Annotated in this window: 15 protein-coding genes; 12 read left to right on the plus strand and 3 right to left on the minus strand. The window is 44.3% G+C overall.

All coding sequences use genetic code 11. The features are described from left to right. Position 1: 1 nt before the first annotated feature. Positions 2 to 1462, minus strand: coding sequence for an ATP-binding protein (locus tag RGE70_RS12280; RefSeq protein WP_310471735.1), 1461 nt, complete (start codon positions 1460 to 1462; stop codon positions 2 to 4). Positions 1463 to 1725: 263 nt separating this feature from the next. On the opposite strand from RGE70_RS12280, the gene RGE70_RS12285 reads away from it, so the two are divergent. From RGE70_RS12285 to RGE70_RS12335, 11 genes are all read left to right on the plus strand, one after another. Beyond that, positions 1726 to 2064: a hypothetical protein gene (locus RGE70_RS12285; protein ID WP_310471736.1), complete on the plus strand. Its 339-nt coding sequence runs from the start codon at positions 1726 to 1728 to the stop codon at positions 2062 to 2064. A gap of 224 nt (positions 2065 to 2288) precedes the next feature. Then, positions 2289 to 3788, plus strand: a complete 1500-nt coding sequence (locus RGE70_RS12290; protein ID WP_310471737.1) for a CotH kinase family protein — start codon at positions 2289 to 2291, stop codon at positions 3786 to 3788. 346 nt (positions 3789 to 4134) lie between these two features. Beyond that, a complete protein-coding gene (locus RGE70_RS12295; RefSeq protein WP_310471738.1) occupies positions 4135 to 4710 on the plus strand; it encodes a hypothetical protein in 576 nt (191 codons plus the stop codon). A gap of 27 nt (positions 4711 to 4737) precedes the next feature. Further along, on the plus strand, positions 4738 to 5346 hold the full coding sequence (locus tag RGE70_RS12300; RefSeq protein ID WP_310471739.1) for a uracil-DNA glycosylase family protein: 609 nt from the start codon (positions 4738 to 4740) through the stop codon (positions 5344 to 5346). Positions 5347 to 5382: 36 nt separating this feature from the next. After that, positions 5383 to 6531: a sugar diacid recognition domain-containing protein gene (locus RGE70_RS12305; RefSeq protein WP_310471740.1), complete on the plus strand. Its 1149-nt coding sequence runs from the start codon at positions 5383 to 5385 to the stop codon at positions 6529 to 6531. Positions 6532 to 6646: 115 nt separating this feature from the next. Continuing rightward, complete coding sequence (locus RGE70_RS12310; protein ID WP_310471741.1) at positions 6647 to 7180, plus strand: prepilin-type N-terminal cleavage/methylation domain-containing protein; 534 nt, start codon at positions 6647 to 6649, stop codon at positions 7178 to 7180. Between the two features lie 217 nt (positions 7181 to 7397). Then, the gene (locus RGE70_RS12315; RefSeq protein ID WP_310471742.1) at positions 7398 to 8756 is read left to right on the plus strand and encodes a GntP family permease; all 1359 of its coding nucleotides are present in this window, start codon (positions 7398 to 7400) and stop codon (positions 8754 to 8756) included. 161 nt (positions 8757 to 8917) lie between these two features. After that, on the plus strand, positions 8918 to 10075 hold the full coding sequence (locus tag RGE70_RS12320) for a glycerate kinase (RefSeq protein WP_310471743.1): 1158 nt from the start codon (positions 8918 to 8920) through the stop codon (positions 10073 to 10075). 220 nt (positions 10076 to 10295) lie between these two features. Continuing rightward, positions 10296 to 11945, plus strand: coding sequence for a pyridoxal-dependent aspartate 1-decarboxylase PanP (gene panP / locus RGE70_RS12325; RefSeq protein ID WP_310471744.1), 1650 nt, complete (start codon positions 10296 to 10298; stop codon positions 11943 to 11945). 337 nt (positions 11946 to 12282) lie between these two features. After that, complete coding sequence (locus tag RGE70_RS12330) at positions 12283 to 12975, plus strand: hypothetical protein (protein WP_310471745.1); 693 nt, start codon at positions 12283 to 12285, stop codon at positions 12973 to 12975. A gap of 42 nt (positions 12976 to 13017) precedes the next feature. Beyond that, entirely contained in the window at positions 13018 to 13962 is a 945-nt protein-coding gene (locus RGE70_RS12335) for a hypothetical protein (RefSeq protein WP_310471746.1), read from the plus strand. Positions 13963 to 14121: 159 nt separating this feature from the next. On the opposite strand, the gene RGE70_RS12340 is transcribed toward RGE70_RS12335, so the two are convergent. Then, a complete protein-coding gene (locus tag RGE70_RS12340) occupies positions 14122 to 15843 on the minus strand; it encodes a phospho-sugar mutase (protein WP_310471747.1) in 1722 nt (573 codons plus the stop codon). A 241-nt stretch (positions 15844 to 16084) separates the two neighbouring features. Here RGE70_RS12340 and RGE70_RS12345 point away from each other — a divergent pair, with 241 nt between their 5' ends. Beyond that, positions 16085 to 16927: a pseudouridine synthase family protein gene (locus RGE70_RS12345; protein WP_310471748.1), complete on the plus strand. Its 843-nt coding sequence runs from the start codon at positions 16085 to 16087 to the stop codon at positions 16925 to 16927. A 175-nt stretch (positions 16928 to 17102) separates the two neighbouring features. On the opposite strand, the gene RGE70_RS12350 is transcribed toward RGE70_RS12345, so the two are convergent. Then, positions 17103 to 19772: a TonB-dependent receptor domain-containing protein gene (locus RGE70_RS12350; protein ID WP_310471749.1), complete on the minus strand. Its 2670-nt coding sequence runs from the start codon at positions 19770 to 19772 to the stop codon at positions 17103 to 17105. Between the last annotated feature and the right edge of the window lie 22 nt (positions 19773 to 19794).

Here is a 19794-nt window from a genome sequence, read left to right on the forward strand (position 1 = left end):
ATTATTTTTTCAGTAAAGGAATGACAACTTCAATGCATAACCCACCAATATTAGATGGGCGTGCTTTAATGCTTGCACTATGGGCTTCTGCAATATTTTTACAAATGGTTAACCCCAATCCGGCTCCATTGACTCGCCGAGATCTTGAACTATCTAACCGAAATAAAGGCTCAAATAATAAATCACAGTCGGCCGAGTTAACGGTGGGCTTAGTGTCATTGATACAAATGACAGCGTGTTTGCCTTCCACCAAAATATCAACCACCACTTTACCTGGAGCATCCGTATAAGCCGCCGAGTTAAGCAATATATTTGTGATTAACTGCTGCATTCGCCGCTTATCGCCGCTAACCCACACTGCCTCGGCTTGATTGAGCTGACACTCTAGCCCTTTTTCAGCAAACTTTTGTGTTAATGATGTCATTGACTCAGCAATACATGCCTGCAAGTCTAGTGGCTCAAATTGGTATTTCAGGCCACCCAAATCAGCCAATGATAATTGAAACAGATCATCGACCAGCAGTTTTAATCGCAGTATTTCTTGCTCCAACGACAGCAGTTGCTGTTGATCAAACGGACGGATCCCCGCTTTAATAGCGTCAATTTCACCGCATAAAATAGCCAGAGGCGTGCGCAATTCATGTGATATATCAGCAAACCAGCGGTTACGGGCACTGCGGTTTTTCTCTAACGTCACCGCTAATAGATCAATATCTCGCATTAACTGGCCTAGCTCATCTTTACGATAATGGCTAAATCGCTTTTCATAATTACCGCGTGAAAGATGCGAGATCCCTTGAAGTACTTTCTCTACTGGCACCAATAATAATCGAGCTAAAATAAACGAAATCGCCCCAGCCAATAGCAAACATAAACAACCAATCCATAGGTTGGCAAATAACTGTTGATTGGCAAATTCAGTAGCAGAGTCAGAATTAACCTGCCTGATTGCCGGGCTATATAGCCGTCCAATCACCTTACCGTCCAGCATAATTGCAAAATGTGTTGCACTGCCTAAATTGCTAATACGATTACCGCCTATCCATTTATTATCAATGCTATACAAACCAGTTTTAGGCGCAGGAGGCATTCCCCCTTTTGGTTTTAAATGCGGTGGGGGCCTTTTCGGGCCTAAAGGTTTTTCACTAGGTGATTGAGACTGACTCCTAAGAGGGGGCGGCGTTGCATGTACGTTCGGGGGCAACGCATTTTTATAGTTTGCAGGAGTGTACCTAAAAGTGTCTAACAGATCTCGACGACTGATTTGGTGCCAATCGTGCTGATTATTCTGATACAGTTTAGTTTGCTCAACGGCAATGGCATGCAATCGTTCTTGCTCAAGTGCATTAATATAATTGAGAAATCCTTGCTCAAAGCTCCACCTCGCTAATGACAAAGTTGCAATCAATATAATGGTTGTTAAACCGATAAAGGCAAAAAACAATTTGTGTGATATTTTCATAAAATCAGTATAACGGGCCCCTAATTGCCTCACTAGACCTCTAACGAGTAACAGTATAATTCTACACGTAAACTCCTTTATTTCTGCACACAACATGCACATTCGTTTTTTAATATCGAAATTAAGTGCCAAAAGGCCAATATGCACAAATGGTGGGTAACTTAAACATGTTCAGCATGCTCGATTACTCCATCATAACCCTGCGCTGAGGCAGGTTAATTCATACTCACGACCACTGCATCGCTACGTTAAAGGACGACACGATGGAACTAACAACAAGTAGCACAACTTCAATTCAAATGACGGCTCAAACAATGCAAGCATCGCGCCCAGAAGGGCCACCACCTCCACCAAGAGGCTCTACCCCGCCTGGAACAGAAGATGCAGTGTCAACATTAACGGATGAAGAGCAGTTATCACTCACTGAAATGCTCGCCTCTTTAAGTGAAGAGCAAGAGGTAGAGCTGAAGAGCTTTCTTGACGACATAAAACCCCTATCAAAAGATTTAACCGACGCTGATATGGGCAGTTTGCTCTATGAATCACTGCTCAGTATTACACAAAGCGAAGACACCGAAACCACAGTTGATACCTACGCTTAGTTGATACTCAAACTCAAGTTATACCGCGTAATAATACTCCCTGCGAGCTCATGATTCTTCACTTTAATAGAATTTTGAGCTCGCCCTTTACACCTTGCCTAAGTCCACCGTTTATCCGCGCTGCATGCACGTTGTTTGCACATTGATTGTCTACCGTCGTTTATGTCACTTTTTCACGTCACTTACGGGCTAAAACCACGTAATGACATTTAAAGGAAATCAATATGATACTTAAACACCTGTCTCGGCCGAACGTCCCACATTCGATTAATCTAAAACCGCTGTGCTTATCGTTTGGGCTCAGTATGGTGTTAATGCTCAGTGGATGTGGTAGTGACTCAACCGAATCAACGGAACCGATTGAGGAGGTAGTTGTAGAACCTATTATTGACGATCCGGTCACTGACGATCCGATTGTCGATGATCCGATTGTCGATGACAGTGACTTTATCGCCAGTGACTGGACCGATGAAACTCATAGTAAAAACGTCGATCCCAATTTCAGCGAAGTGTTCGACAGCACCCAAGTAAAACGACTCGATTTTGTGGTCACCGACGCAAGGTGGCAAACCATGCTCGACGACATGACCGCGCTTTATGGTGAATTTGGCCGTTCAAACTCAACACCTGATTTAGCCGATACCGATCAAAACCCAGTCTTTGTGCCCGCCGAGGTTTATTATGACGACAAGCAATGGTATCGAGTCGGCATTCGGTTTAAAGGTAATTCAAGTCTACAAACAAGCTGGCAACAAGGGATTTTAAAACTGTCTTTTAAACTCGACTTTGACGAATATGAAGACGATTACCCACAAATAAAAAATCAACGTTTTTATGGCTTTAAAAAATTAAGCCTGAAAAATAACTATGATGACAACTCGCTTATTCGCGAAAAAGTCGCCGCCGATGTATTTGCCGATAGTGGTATGGCCGTGTCACACACTGCATTTTATGCGCTTTATGTTGACCACGGAACCGGCCCATTATATTTCGGGTTATACACCTTAGTTGAAGAAATTGACGATACCGTACTCGAAACCCAATTTGCCGACGATAGTGGCAACCTTTATAAACCTGAAGATGACGGCGCAACCTTTTCAATAGCAGACTTTAATGAAGCCGATTTTGAAAAGAAAACCAATGAAGATGAAGCCGACTTTTCCGATGTGAATGCACTCTATACCGCCTTACATGACACCAGTAGCGACGCGGCAACATGGCGCACTAATCTTGAAGCCGTATTTGATGTCGACACCTTTTTAAAATACTTGGCGGTAAACGGCATTATTCAAAATTGGGACACTTACGGCAATATGCCGCACAACTATTACCTCTATAATAACCCCGACACCAATCAGCTCACCTGGATCCCGTGGGACAATAACGAAGCATTACAAGACGGAAAAATGCAGGGGGCGCTCGCATTAGACTTTGCCGGTTTAGATGCCGATGCATGGCCGCTAATCGCCAACATTATTGCTGATGACCAGTATAAAGCTCGCTACGACCAATATTTAGCAGAAGTGATATCAGGAGCATTTGAAGTTAGTGCCATGTGGAGCCTATATGATCAATACGCGTCGCTCATTGCGCCCTATGCTGCAGATGAAGTGGACGGTTATTCATTTTTAACCCATGACGGTGATTTTGAACAAGCAATCACCACACTCAAAGCACATGCAAGCAGTCGCCAAACAGCGGTTGATAATTACCTAAACCAATAATAATTGCTCGACGCAGCGCGATAGCAAACAGACAAAATAATGATTTTTGGCGTCTGTTTGCTAGCTAAAACCTGTTGCATTCAGCCTACGTAAACTGACTCATTAGCACTTTCAATGGCATTGAGTCGCAATTTACGGGAAATGGTGCAAATAAAATGCAGCATAATGTTTGTTCAGTTTGTCGAATAAACCGTCCTTGACAACAGCTACGTTAAAAAACCATGTTGAGCCAGATCACCTCCTTGTAATAAACCTATAATAAAGCCTGCCATAAGCCGCTTTATCCTTGAACATTAGTACACTTTAAGCGATTGTTAACCTTCTATATGATGACTAATGAATCCCAATGACCTGTTCTCGTGCTTTACTCAAGCCTTTTAGTATTCTGAGCCTACTGGCTCCAATGCCTGCTATGGCATTAGAACCAACCACCACCAACGTACTCATGCAAGCGATTTCGCTCAGTGGCTTTTGTTTTATCAACCTGCTATTGACCATTTTATTTTTTTACACAGGTAAATACCAAAGTGAACGTTTTGCAAAAATGCACACATTGTTGTCTATCATTCCAGCCATCATCAGCCTTATCGCCTCATTAACCTATATTGATGCTGCCGGCGGGATATCACTCAACGTTGGCGTAATTATAGTATGCGTAGCATTAAGCTTATTGCCTATTCAATTGAGCCACTCCAGAAGAGCGCCGACTCATAACACCCCTAAAATCATTGCAGCATTTGCCGCCTTATTGCTGCTGCTATCCTATTTTATGGTGCCCTTGTCGTTATTTGCAGTTGCAGCAGCGCACGTGGCGGCATCTAGCCAAAGCTCGCTCAAAGTGAAGTCCCTTTGCGTTACCATACTCACTCTAGGTTATTGCCACCTCGGGTTTTGGGCGTACCAAATTGTGCTTCACAGTTAATTGTGTAACTCAGCTAGGTGCTAATGTATGCCAAATACCTGCCAATTAAATCAATTACTGGGGCAAATAAAGCAGTGCCAACTTTGTGCTAAACACCTACCATTAGGCCCTAAGCCCATAGTGCAATTGGCCAGCAATGCCAAAATACTGATTGCAGGCCAAGCGCCAGGCCAAAAAACGCATCACAAAGGCCACCCGTTTGACGATGCCAGTGGCAATCGCCTCAGGCAATGGCTTGGTGTCAGCAAAGAGCAGTTTTACGATGCAGATCTGTTTGCCATTATGCCGATGGGGTTTTGCTTTCCAGGTAGCTACACAACTAATGACAACAAAAGCGGTGATAAGCCACCGCGACCAGAATGCGAAATATGGCGTCAACCGTTACTAAATCAATTGCATAAAGTTGAATTAACCTTGCTCGTTGGCCAGTATGCAATCGAATGGCACTTAAAACAAAAACTCACCGTCACCAATGCCGTTGCACAATGGCAGGACTTTTGGCCGCACACCTTAGTGATGCCGCACCCAAGCCCTCGAAATAACATTTGGCTAAAACGCCACCCCGAGTTTGAACAATTAATTATTCCAAAATTACAGCAACGCGTTGCAGAGTTAATCACAACCGATCCCGTGTAATTTTTATCTGCAGCCTTTACGCTGGCAAGGAACCCGATGTACTTTTTAAACGCGTCACTCGCTAAACAAATCGTTAATCGCACCATGAAAATCATTGGTCACAATATTAATGTCATGAACAAGCACGGCGTTATATTAGGTTCAGGCGAGCCCCACCGGATCGGTGAAGTGCATGAAGGAGCATTGCTTGCCATTAGCCAGCAGCGAACGGTTGAAATTAGCCGCGCCAGCGAAAGTACACTGCAAGGTACTAAAGCAGGCATAAACCTGCCATTGCATTACAAAGGCGATATCATTGGTGTGATTGGCATCACCGGCGAGCCCGCAGAGCTAGGCCATTACGGTGAACTACTAAAAATGACGGCAGAGATCATTGTCGAACAAGCCAACTCCATTGAGCTAGCGCAATGGCAATATCGTCAAAAAGAAGAGTTTATTATTGAGCTGATAAAGTCAGAAGGACCCTTTAGTACTCATCAACGTCATTTAGCTTCTCAGCTCAATATCGACCTTGACACCCCAAGAGTTGCAGCCATTATTCAAGTACAAGCTGACGCTCAGCAAACCTCGGCTAATTCAATACTCAAACAAATTTTACACCTACTTGAAAACCCATCACGCGGTAACTTAGTCGCGATGACATCAATGACTGAACTGGTCATTCTAAAACCGGCCTTTCTAGATGGTAAAACTTGGGATCCCACACTTGAAAGTGACCGAATCGACCAACTTATTGCCCGCTTACCGCTTGAAATGCGCCAACGCTTAAAAATTTCACTCGGCCATTATTTCAATAAACCTGAGGCGATAAACCGCTCATACCAAACCGCATTACAAACCTTATCAATTGGCACTCAAATGCGCCCCGAACAAAGTAAGTATTTATATGAAGATTTTTCATTATTAGTGCTTATGTCATCTTTAAAAGGAAACTGGCGCGGCCGAGAATTAGCCAGCCCATACCAAGCACTGCTTGAAGCAGACAAAAATGGACAACTAACTAAAACCTTAACCTGCTACCTGCAGCATTTCAACGATCAGCAATCATGTGCCAATAGCCTCTTTATTCACCGCAATACGTTGCGCTATCGACTCGAAAAAATTGAGAAAATAACCGGCTGTAATTTACAACAATTAGACGGCTTATTACCGCTCTACCTTGGGCAGGTCTTGTTAAAATCCTGATTTTACATCAGATGTCTAAAAATACGGCACACGTCAACAACGGCCAACCGATTAACGATTAAGATACCAATTGGCTAGGTTAAGCCGTCACACCGCATCAACATGGAATGAATCAATGGTATCCGTTAGACGTAAAGCTGGTTTCACATTTATTGAGCTCGTGGTCGTTATACTTGTCTTAGTGTTACTTTCACTCGGTGCGGCGCCAAAATTTTTAGATTTTAGAGACAACGCCAAAATAGCCATTTTAGAAGAAATAGCTGGCGCTATGCACAACGGCTTAGCGCTAGTACACAGTAAAGCGGCCGTTGAGGGACAAGATTCAGCAGTCGGAAGTATCGTCCATGCAGGGGTAACCATTCCGTTATATAACGGCTACCCGTCTGTTGATGGCAGTGATACATTTAGGCAATTAAATACCCAGATACAAGCCTGGCTTGATATTGATTCAGTGTCACTGACCGATATCAAAATAAACAATGATGCTGCCGCATTTTTTGTCGATAAGTCGAGCCGCAACAATCAAATCTATCTATTTTTCGCAGAAGATTTGGCCGATAAAAAGGTCTCATTTAAATGCCATATTATGTATCAAAACATCACCACAGAAAATGGCTACGAAATAAGTGTCGAAACTGATGATTGTTAAGCATTAGTTTAACCAGCCTCTTTTTATACAAACGCACAATTGGCACACTGTAAATAGCCCACACATCTGTGCACTTACACAAAGTATTCCTCTAGTATCACCCGCATAATAAATAGCCTTAATTTAATCACCTCGCAGCACCGAAGCTAACGGTTATTAATCACTTAAGGCATTGACCCCTACAAAATAAATTAAAATACCCCTACAGGGAAAAGTTATGAGCCTAGTATTGATCTTATTGATGGTGATAGCCTTTATCGTCATCGCCACTTCAAAGTTTAGACTACACCCCTTTTTAACACTTATTCTTGCGTCATTTATTGCCGCGTTTGCTTATGGCCTACCGAGCGCAACCATAGCCAAAACGATCACAACCGGTTTTGGTGGCATATTAGGTTACATCGGCTTGGTGATTGTACTGGGTACGATTATCGGCACCATTTTAGAAAAAAGTGGCGCTGCCATTACCATGGCTGATGTGGTGATAAAACTGCTAGGCAAGCGCTTCCCTACTCTGACAATGTCGATTATCGGCTACATAGTTTCAATCCCTGTATTTTGTGATTCTGGCTTTGTCATTTTAAACTCTTTAAAACAGTCGATGGCTAACCGCATGAAGGTGTCAAGTGTATCGATGAGTGTCGCGCTCGCTACAGGCCTTTACGCCACACATACTTTTGTGCCTCCCACTCCAGGGCCAATAGCCGCTGCGGGTAACTTAGGGCTAGAGTCAAACTTGGGTTTAGTGATCTTTGTCGGCGTGTTTGTGGCAGCCATTGCCGCGCTAGCGGGCACGCTGTGGGCAAACAGATTTGCCAATGTGCAACCTGATGGTGAAGGTGCCGATGAGCTGTCAAACCAGACCGAAAATTATGAACAACTAAAGCAAGCCTACGGCGAGCTTCCAAGCCCAACACGTGCATTCGCGCCTATTTTTATTCCAATTTTACTGATCTGTTTTGGATCTATTGCCAACTTCCCATCGAACCCATTTGGCGAAGGCAGCGTATACGACGTGTGCGCATTTTTTGGGCAGCCCGTTAATGCGTTGATGATTGGTTTATTGCTGTCGTTGCCACTACTTAAAAGCAATGACAAGGTCAAAGAGTTTAGCGAGCGCATCAGTCAAGGCCTAGTGGTTGCAGCACCCATTTTACTGATCACCGGTGCAGGTGGTGCGTTTGGTGCCGTGTTAAAAGCCACTGAGATCGGCAGCTTTTTAGGCAGCTCTCTGTCTGCATTGGGCGTGGGGATCTTTATGCCGTTTATTGTTGCAGCAGCACTAAAATCTGCACAGGGCTCTTCAACCGTAGCACTAGTTGCCACCTCGGCACTTGTCGCCCCAATGTTAGGTGATATAGGCCTTGCCAGCGATATGGGGCGAGTCTTAACGGTAATGGCGATTGGCGCAGGTGCAATGACCGTATCTCACGCCAACGACAGCTTCTTTTGGGTCGTCACTCAGTTTAGCCGCATGAGTGTAAAACAAGCCTATAAAGCACAAACAATGGCCACACTCATTCAAGGCCTAACAGCCATGACGGTAGTGTACCTACTGAGTTTGTGCTTACTTTAACAGTTAAATAGCGAGTATGTTGCTCGCTATTTTTTTGTATAAATATGGAGATAACTACAAGTTAGTATCTATAGTTATACCGTTTATGACTCGTTACTTTGCGCTACAAAACCCTTAAAGCTAGCCCGGTTGCAACCCGGTGTTGAATATAGGAAAACTGCATGAAAATTGTGATTGCCCCCGATTCATTTAAAGAAAGCCTCACCGCAATGGAAGTGGCGGATCAAATTGAGCGTGGGTTTCGCACCGTATTACCCCATGCCCAATATCTAAAACTCCCGGTTGCAGATGGTGGAGAAGGCACTGTACAGTCAATGGTTGATGCCACCAATGGTCATATTGTTTGGACAAAAGTGACAGGGCCGCTCGGTGAGCAAGTTAACGCGTTTTACGGCATTCTAGGTGAGCAATACCATCGCCATGAGAAAACCGCAGTCATTGAAATGGCTGCGGCCTCGGGTCTGCACCTTGCTCCGCCAGCGCAGCGTAATCCGCTACTGACCACCAGCTACGGTACCGGAGAGCTCATTGTTGATGCCCTTAATCGTGGCATAAAACACATTATTATTGGCTTAGGTGGCAGCGCAACCAATGACGGTGGCGCGGGAATGGCGCAAGCACTTGGTGCCCAATTGCTCGACAAAACAGCATCACCCATAGGGCTCGGCGGCGCGGCGTTGAGTCAGCTAGAGTACATTGACCTAACTCAGCTACACCCACTATTAGCCGAGTGTCAGTTTGAAGTAGCGTGCGACGTTGATAACCCTCTTTGTGGCGACAGTGGTGCTTCGGCCGTGTTTGGTCCGCAAAAAGGCGCAACCAAACAGATGGTAGAGCAGCTCGATTGCGCCCTGAGCCATTATGCTGATGTCATTAGCCAAAGTGGCATTAATGACTACCGCAACGAGGCTGGGGTGGGCGCTGCTGGTGGCATGGGGCTCGGCCTCATGGCATTTGTAAATGCAAAACTTAAACCTGGCATCGATATCGTGATAGATGCCGTAGACTTAGCAGCCCACATACAAGGTGCAGATTTAGTCATCACCGGTGAGGGTCGCCTCGATAGCCAAACTCTACACGGTAAAACCCCAATGGGGGTCGCCGCAGTCGCTGGTAAATTTGATGTCCCGGTTATTGCCATTGCCGGCAGCGTCAGCGACGGAGCCAATATTTTATTGGAGCATGGTTTTTCGGCACTGTTTTCTATCACGCCACGAGCACTGCCGTTAGCTGAAGTGCTACTTAACGCCAAACATAATCTGTATTGCACCAGTAGCAACATCGCAGCACTCTACAATCTAGCCCCATCAAAACGATAATCTCAGCATAAAGCCACTCTTTATCTGTGGCTTATTCGCAATAAAAAGGCGCTCAGCGCCTTTTTTGGCTCAAACAAGCTTAAAACTCCCTCTAATTGCCTACTTATAAGGCCAAAATATTTTCTACTTGATGCGCTATAAAGCTTAAAGTAAAGTTAGCCCCTTAATAAAATAAAGATCCTGTGCACAAAACTGTGTGATGAAAAGAGATTGTTTGCCGATGACACCTAGACAAGCCAAAGCTTCGGAAGAGGCGCTACTGCGAATTTTCACGGTTCCAGAAGCCCCAGACTCAACACTCAGTGTCATTGAACAAAATATTTCACAGAATCTAATGGGCTTTTTACAAGAAAGCGTTGTCGCTGTTGAAAAACCATTAACTGAAATAGAGCGCGATTTTCAACATCATCAAATACCGGCTTCGCCACAATTTGTGTCTGATTATGCCGACGACATGATGAAAACATTGGTTGCGCACTCGGTACACACCTCATCGCCAAGTTTTATTGGTCACATGACCTCAGCCTTGCCCTATTTTGTGTTGCCATTGTCAAAAATGATGGTGGGACTGAATCAAAATTTAGTCAAAATTGAAACATCAAAAGCCTTTACGCCGCTAGAGCGCCAAGTATTAGGCATGATGCATCACCTTATTTATGCTGAAGATGACAGCTTTTATCAAAATTGGATGCACAGTGCGAATGTCTCATTAGGGGCATTTTGCTCCGGTGGAACCGTGGCCAATATCACCGCTTTGTGGACTGCACGCAACCAATTATTAAAAGCCGATGGTCAATATCGCGGCGTAGCAGCGCAGGGGTTGATGAAAGGCTTACGCCACTATGGCTATGACGATTTAGCGATTTTAGTCTCCAAACGCGGCCACTATTCATTAGGTAAAACGGCCGATTTGCTCGGCATTGGTCGCGAGAATATCATTCAGGTTCCAACTTCCGACGACAACAAGGTTGATGTGGCACAAATGCAGCGTATTGCAGTGCAACTGGCCGCAGACAACATTAAAGTAATGGCTATTGTTGGCGTGGCAGGCACTACAGAAACAGGCAACGTTGACCCGCTCAATGAACTAGCCGATCTAGCAGCAACGCTTGATTGCCATTTCCATGTTGATGCAGCTTGGGGTGGTACAACCCTGTTATCTAAAAAATACCGCCACTTATTAGCCGGTATTGAGCGGGCCGATTCTGTCACCATTGATGCACACAAACAAATGTATGTACCCATGGGTGCAGGCATGGTTATTTTTAAAGATCCCACCTTTGCTAACGCCATTAAACATCATGCAGAGTATATTCTCCGCAAAGGCTCAAAAGATTTAGGCAGCCAAACCCTTGAGGGCTCTCGTCCTGGGATGGCAATGCTCGTCCATGCCTGTCTGCAGGTTATTGGTCGAGATGGGTATGAGATCCTCATCAACAACAGCATAGATAAAGCCCACTACTTTGCCGAGCTAATAAAGCAACAAACAGACTTTGAGTTGGTATCAAAGCCCGAATTATGTCTATTAACGTATCGGTATGTTCCGCAAGTGGTTCAAGCTGCTATGGCCAAAGCGCGCGCAACAAAAGACCTGCAAAAACTAACCGAATTTAATGGCTTGCTCGATGGCTTAACCAAATTTGTGCAAAAGCGCCAGCGTGAGCAAGGGACCTCTTTTGTGTCACGAACTCGGATCAGCCCTGAAAGCCGTCAACTGATGGACATTAAAGCGATCGTATTTCGAGTAGTGTTAGCTAACCCGTTAACCACGCATGAGATTTTACAGCAGGTATTAGCAGAGCAAGCGTGTATCGCTGCCCAAGAAACCCAATTTTTACCTAAGTTAATGGCGTTAGCAGCACACTATTAAGCAGAACTTGTAAGCTAAGCGATAATAGACAATTCAATGACCACGCCAATCGAACTCGGTTGGCGTTTTCGTATAAAATGCACATAACTATTTGCTTTTTACTAACCATCACCAATTAAGAAATACAACAGCTATATGCTGCTTGGGTAAGTATCCTCACGATAAATCATTACAACTATTTAAGGTTAAAAGTCACGTCGCTACTATTTGCATCATATGCAGAATAATATCACCCTGTAAAAAAACACAAACCACGCCAACTTCGCAACAATTACTTTACATTTCGCATTTTCACTATCTACAATAGCGCCTGACAAATCATACCCAAAGGACTGATATGAAATCTAAACTTTATAGCATTGCTATTTTATTTACAGCAATACTGCTTACTGGCTGCGCTGGAAGAATACAGGGTGTTGTGCCACTCAATGCCAATACCTTGCTCAATGAAGAAAGTAAAATTGGTATTATTACTTCTAATATTCCGCAACCCGAAACCACCATTACTGGTGCCGATTGCTTGCTATGCTATGCGGTTGCCGCTGCTGCTAATTCTTCTTTAGATAAACATTTAAAAACCATTCCAATTGATGATATTAAAAATTTGAAGCAAGAGGTCACGCAAATTTTGTCTGACAAGGGAGTTAAAGCTGTCGCGCTTGACGGAAATATTAAAATCAGTGATTTAAAGAAATTTAAGTCTAAAGAAATTAATGCTGCAAAAAGGGATTTCACTCCATATAAAGATAATGACATTAATTATTTAATGGTTATTCAAGTCTCAGAAGTTGGAGCTTATCGAAGCTATTCTTCTTATGTTCCGACAATGGACCCTGTTGCGTCCTTCTCTGGCATTGTATATATCGTTGATTTAGCAACCAACAAGTATGTGTTATACAAACCTTTTAATAACCGTAAAGCTTCAGATCTAGAGTGGGATGAACCACCAACATTCCCTGGGCTGACCAACTCACTTTATGAAGTCATTGCGACTGGTAAAGAAGCCATAAAATCGAATATTAGATTTTAATTATTCAGGGAGGCTTGCCTCCCTATTTTATAAAGTAGCCTTATGCTTAAATATTTTATTACCTCAATACTCGTAATCGCTTTAACTGCATGTGTAACTCATCAGCCCAAGGGATATATAAAGCACGTTGATAACCGAGCAATTTTAAAAGAGAAAACACAGCTTTATGTAAAAATCCCTGATAGCTCAGTCATCTTAATCGGAAAAGCTGCTCCGAGCTTAAACGAAGCAGACCAGTTTAATATGCTTTATCCTGCTGCTACCCCAGGTGATTTTTTCGCAGGCGTCATAGCACACGCCATCATTGTTGAGTCGAAAAAAAATGAAGCTAAAAATAGTGCGCAAGCCGCCGCCGACGTTGCGGTGCTCCCTTACCGACCTTACTTAAAAGATGTCGCTAACCAAGCACTTGCCTCTCAACTTGAAAACATCGTTCTAGCAAGAGGTTTTAGTCTTGCTCGCTATGAAGATAGCCAGTCTGAAAGTGATATTATTCTCGACATCACCCCGATTTTTTTAATGAACCAAAAACAAGATACCCTTACATTGAGAACACAATTTTTGGTTTACCCAAAAAGTGAGCAGCATAAGTCAACTAAAAAGCGGGCTGTGTTATATCAAAACCAAATTGAGGTTTTATCTGCAAAAATTGATGCTGCTCTGCCACAGGAATATTGGTTATCCAATAATGGAGAGCAACTTGTTAATACTATGCGCAGCTTGCTTTCACAAACATTAGCCTTAGGAGCAATACAAATCAGTAGTATTGAATCTGATCACAGTAACCGTGTTCAACATAACTTTCGCTATGATGATGGAGATACAACAGCATTTGAAAGAGCAAGTGTCATCAGTAATGATTGTAATCGAGTGGTTATCAATACGCTCAGAGGCTGGCTTAAATCAATACCAAGTGAACGTCTGAAAGACAAACATATTTGCCAAGACATTCAAGAGTCAACACTGAAACGACAATCACTTAATTGATTTATTATAGCTTTAAGCTTTATAAATTTAGTTGATCGGTAATAAAAGACACAAGCTTCGACAGCCAGTTCTTAATACTCAGAGCTGGCTTAGCAAACCACAATTAATTTTTAGAAAGGTTATTCACCCAGTCATGCCACTAAATACGGTGATTTTCCCTTATCTTGGCAGTGACGCTTGGTGCGCCTTAATCAACTGATCCATCTGTTGTTGTGCGCGCCCTTCAACCAAGGCTAGCGTGTCGTTAGTCACCATCGGCACCACCACCTCGTAATAACACTTTATTTTGGGCTCCGTGCCTGATGGTCTAACAATGACTCTTGCATTATTTTCAAGCCAGTAGACCAACACGTCGCTGGTCGGTAAATGAACTTTCTCTTCAGAGCCATCGGCAAACATACGCTTGTTAAGCTTAAGGTCATCGATTGATATAACCTGCTGTCCAGCGATGGTTATTGGTGGGTGATTACGCAAGGCATTACCCATGTTTTTAGTATTAGGTTTTAGCGCAATATTCACTTGTTGGTTAAGGTGATAACCATGCTCTCGATAAATTGATTCGAGCATGTTCCATATCGTTAAGCCCTGATTGACCAGCTCTGCGGTCAATTGCGCAAACCCCACTAGCGCAGATAGGCCGTCTTTGTCCCATACCATCGATCCAAGGGTGTAGCCAAGAGCTTCTTCATAGGCAAACAAAAACTGATTGTCATCGGTTTGCTCACTCATTCCCACATTGGTTAACCACTTAAACCCAGTCAAGGTTATGTGACAATGACCATCTAAGCTGGCAGCTATTTTGCTCAGTAAACTCGACGACACAATTGTGGTGCACGTGAGTCGCTTATTATCGGGGGCGTGGCAAAGTAAGTAGTAACCAAATAGCGCGCCAACTTGATCGCCGGTAAGCATTGGGTACTCTCCGGCTTTGTTACGTACAGCTACCGCAAAACGGTCGGCATCAGGATCATTCGCACAGGCTAGCATGGCATTATGTTGTTTAGCTTCAGCAATAACCGCATCCATTGCGCCCTTTTCTTCTGGGTTTGGAAAAAGGATTGTTGGAAAATCACCGTCTGGCTTTGCTTGCGCTGCAACACTGTACACATTTGTAAAGCCCGCATCGTGTAATAAAGCTAACGCCATCTCATTTCCAACACCATGCATAGCCGTATAGGCCAAACTTACCGCACGAGGCTGGGTTTGATTTTGCAATAGTGGCGACTGGTTCACGCCGTCACGATAAGCTTGATAAAACTCACCGGTTAGCCACTGTAACCGTCCACATTGAATGGCAGATCTTAGCGGCATGACCACTAACTTTTCATTTGCAGCTTTTTCAATACAGGCTGCAATAGCGGTATCATGGGGTGGAATAATTTGTGCACCATTGCCCCAATACACCTTATAGCCGTTATATTGTGGCGGGTTATGGCTAGCGGTGACCATAATGCCTGCTGCGGCGCCAAGCTGTAACACACCGTATGCCACTAAAGGAGTTGCGATGAGCTTTGCCGTTAAGTAAACCTTAATTCCAAGCCCGCATAATACTGTGGCGGCATCTTCAGCAAATTGTTGAGAATCATGGCGCCCATCGTAACCTATCACCACGCCTCGAGTACTCACATCACTCATTTGCGACAGTAAATATGCCCCTAAACCAGCTGATGTTTGCTGCACCACTAAGCGGTTCATTCTTTGTGGTCCAGCGCCTACTACCCCCCTAAGCCCCGCTGTGCCAAAGGCTAAACGCCCAGAAAAACGCGCTTTTAGTTCTACTTCATCGTCGCTATCAATTAAGGTTTGTAGCTGTGCTCGCATCATTGGGTCCGGATCATTATTAAGCCAATGCTGCACCCTAAACTTTAACTGTGTATCCATACGCCACTCCAGCAAATGCGACTTTAAACCGTTACCAAACAAGTATAAATAATGCGAAAAACATCAACCTATACAACATTAATTAACAGCTACTATTATGGTTAAGCTTAGCCTAATTAAAGCGTTCACGCGCAGTCAGTTTTAGCTTTTGACGCATAGTTAACTTATCAGATAGGGCTCGCCCCTTGTGCTATTGATGGTGTAAAATAACGAACTGTTCAGAGAAAATTGTGTAAGCAAAATGCCCCTGCAAAAAAACGAATGTCACATCAAGGTGACCAGCGCGGATACTGACGCAGTAAGTCTGTTATCTCAGCAAACTGGATTAACTAAGCAGGCCATCAAGCAGGCGATGCAAAAAGGCGCTGTGTGGTTAACGCACGGTAAGCAAACTAACCGCTTAAGACGCGGAAAAAAAGCGCTTAGTCCTGGCGATGAACTGCACCTTTATTACAACACTGCCGTATTAAATGAACAGGTCGCTGAAGCGGAGTTGTTATTTGATGAAGGCCAGTACAGTATTTGGTACAAGCCATTTGGTATGCGCTGCCAAGGTTCTAAATGGAGTGACCACACAACTATTAACCGCTTTGCCGAAACCCATTTAACACCGGCTCGAAGTGCCTATATTGTTCATCGTCTCGATCTAGCAGCAACCGGCCTCATCGTGATCGGTCACAGTAAAAAAGTCACTGCCGCAATTGCTAAGCTGTTTGAAACGCGTGCGCTGGATAAGTATTACCAAGTGATTGTTGAGGGGCAGTTTTCGCCATCAAAACTGACTATCAACACTGATGTTGACGGCAAAGCGGCGCTGTCACATGCACATTTACTGCAATATAATGCGGCACTTAACCAGTCAAAGGTGCAGGTAAAAATTGAGTCTGGGCGTAAACACCAAATCCGAGTGCATATGGCCAGTGTTGGCCATCCAGTTGTAGGCGACCGACTGCACGGCAATGGCAGTGAAACAACCCCGAACTTACAGCTAACATCTTGTTATTTAAACTTTGTTTGCCCTGTAACTCAACAAAACAAAGTGTTTGAATTACCCGAAGCTTACCGGCCACAATTTCAGCTTTAAACTCGATTAATTTAGCATGTAAAAAAGGCCACTTTTTTGTCCAGAAAAAGTGGCCTTTATAGCTTCAAACAAGAAAGGATTAGAATCGTTTGAAGCCTTACCTGACGTGAAATTTCAGCGCCAGTGCGACACGCGTGTTGCCGTATTGCTAGGTTCTCCGTGCTTCGTTAGCCCCTTAATACTGGTAGCTAACGCTTAGGGAGTATTCAGTGCCAGGGTCATTGGCATAAACTTTAATACCCTGCTGTTCATATTCGGTTTTAGAGCCGAGTATATTCTTGGCTTTGGCCTTAAATGCTAACCCCTCAACCGGAAAGTAACTGTAACTAAAGTCAAGGCTTTGGAATGGCTGTTCATAAACATCGTCCAATCCGCCGCGACCACCGTAAGCGATGCGATCGCCGACCACGTTATAAACCAGCGTAGCGCTGTGCTCTTCGCCAGGCGAGTCAAAGCTCAGTTGCAAGTTTGTAACCCAAGCCGAGTGCCCCGTCATACGTCGAGATGTATTCGTCGGGTCAATTTCACCGTTCGATGTGATGGATATTTCTGAATCACTTAAGGTCACGTTGCCAGCAACAAAAAAGTGTTGCCACACGCTGTTACTGCCACCGATAAAGTCTAGTGCCTGCAAAAACTCGGTTTCAATACCGTATATATAACCAGAGTCTGCGTTATAGAACTTCAATTGACGTCCCGCTTCAGATATACGCTGAATCGGCTCTATTGGTGCATCGATATTTTTGTAAAAGCCACCAACACTGAGGTTATTGCCTGTGTCACCGTACCATTCCCAGCGAATATCGAGGTTATAGATCTCGGAGCTTTCAAGTTCTGGATTACCGAAAAAGTCAAAACCGGTAACCGGATCTTGAAAACGAACAGGTGCCACTTCACGCAGATCAGGTCGCACAATCGTTTTACTTAGCCCCATACGCCATTGTGTGGTGTCGGTATCTTTCCATGTCAGCGACATTGATGGGAACCAGCCGTCTTCGGCAATCACGTAATCGGTTAACTCGTAACGGCCGCCTTCATCTGAGATCTCACCTTCGGGGTCGATAGGTAAGGTGACTCGGCGAAAATCTTCATAACGCAGCCCAGCGTATAAACGCCAAACATCGTCAAAATCAACATCAATGCTCACAAAGCCAGCGTCAATTTTCTCTGCAGCAATATAGTCTTCGGTGTCAGTTGATGCATCTTTGAGCTCAAAGCCTAGGGTGTCATTATTAATGTTATCGTCACTAAAAATTTGGTCGAAATCCTGCGATAACGTGTCGCCATTGGCGTCTGTAGGGTTAAGATCTACCGCAAAACTTAACCGCGTAGCGTAGCTTTCACGCGTACGTTCAAAGTACTGATAGCCTGCTTTTACTGTAACGACATTGGCGTCAAACTCAAAAGGTAATGCAATGTCCCAACCGTAATTGGTGGTATCGTCATTGAGTTTGCTATAAACATATTTCGGTGCATCTTGTGTGTTAAGGTTTCGCGAAGTAATGCTGTCAGCGTCATCTAAAATAACGTTGTAGGTGTATGAAACATTACTAGGCGCATAGCGCTCAGAACGCGCGTCTGAGTACAGCCAATTGAGCTCTGCATCCCACAGTGCGGTAAAAAAGTGCTGCCCTTTAATTTGGTGACTAATTAAACTGCGCTCTTCATGGTCAATACCATATACCTGCAGTGCATTAGGCTCACCTAAGGTATCGATAGTCTCTTCAATCGCGACCGAAACATCGTCTGAGGTATCACTCAAATAAGTGCTAAAGGTTTCAATTTTGTGGTCTTCATTGAGCTCAAAGCCGAGGTTGAGCATACCTGACGCCTGTACGATAGCGTCGGTTCCTTGCACATTTTTTTGGTTTTCGACTTGCGCTTGTTGCTCATCGCCGTCCAGTTCAACTTCTAGTTTTTGGTAGTTTTCATCTTGCTGCTTGTATGACGCTGCCGCGAGAAAACCAAAAATTGATTCATCGCCTATATCCCAATTGTTGCCCACTGCCACATTGCCGTTAAACCCTGGTTGGGTACTTTTAGTATTCACCGTCATATCACGGTTCATGCCCAAGGCCAGTGCACGGTTCATTTGTTGTGCGGTTTGAAAATCAATATCACCATTCGATCCTGTCACAATATCAACCGGGCTTATGCCACCATATTGATCATAGGTTTGGTTAATATTGCTTGGCATTGCTCGGCTACCGTCATCTTGGCCTAACCAGTCACTGTCGCTACCACCGTAAGAGTAACTGTCTTGGCTGTCGTTGCTATTGACTCGCCCACCGAGTGAGACCTTGAAAAATAGATCACTTGGAATAGATTTAGTACGAATATCAACGTGACCACCACCAAATGCGGCCGGCATTTTCGCTGTTGCGCCCTTTTGCACCGACAGCGACTCAATCACTGAGGCCGGAAACATATCCAGCGGCACCACGTTTCGAGTTGGGTCGGGTGACGGTACAACCGCGCCATTGAGTGAGGTGCTTGAGTAGCGCTCACCTAAACCACGCACATAAATAAACTTACCATCTTTTAAGGTTAAACCGGTTATGCGGCGCAATGCTGATGCAGCATTACTGTCACCAGTGCGACCTATTTGTTCTGCGCCCATAATATCTGAAACTGCAATTTGCTCGCGGCGCTCTTCGGTTGCGGCTGATGCCGAGGTACGTAAGCGGCCTGTAACTTCAATTCGTTCAATTGGGAAGTCTTCGCCTTTATCAAAGTCATTTTCTTGAGCGTAACTAGGTAAAGCTGAAAATATAGTGGCTGCAGACACCACCGAGGCGACGGCAAGGCTGAGCTTAGTTAAGGTAAAACTCGGCTTGGTTTTCATACTGGCTATCCTGAATGCGATT

It is taken from the genome of Shewanella youngdeokensis (genome assembly GCF_033180165.1).
GTDB classification, from domain to species: Bacteria; Pseudomonadota; Gammaproteobacteria; order Enterobacterales; family Shewanellaceae; genus Shewanella; species Shewanella youngdeokensis.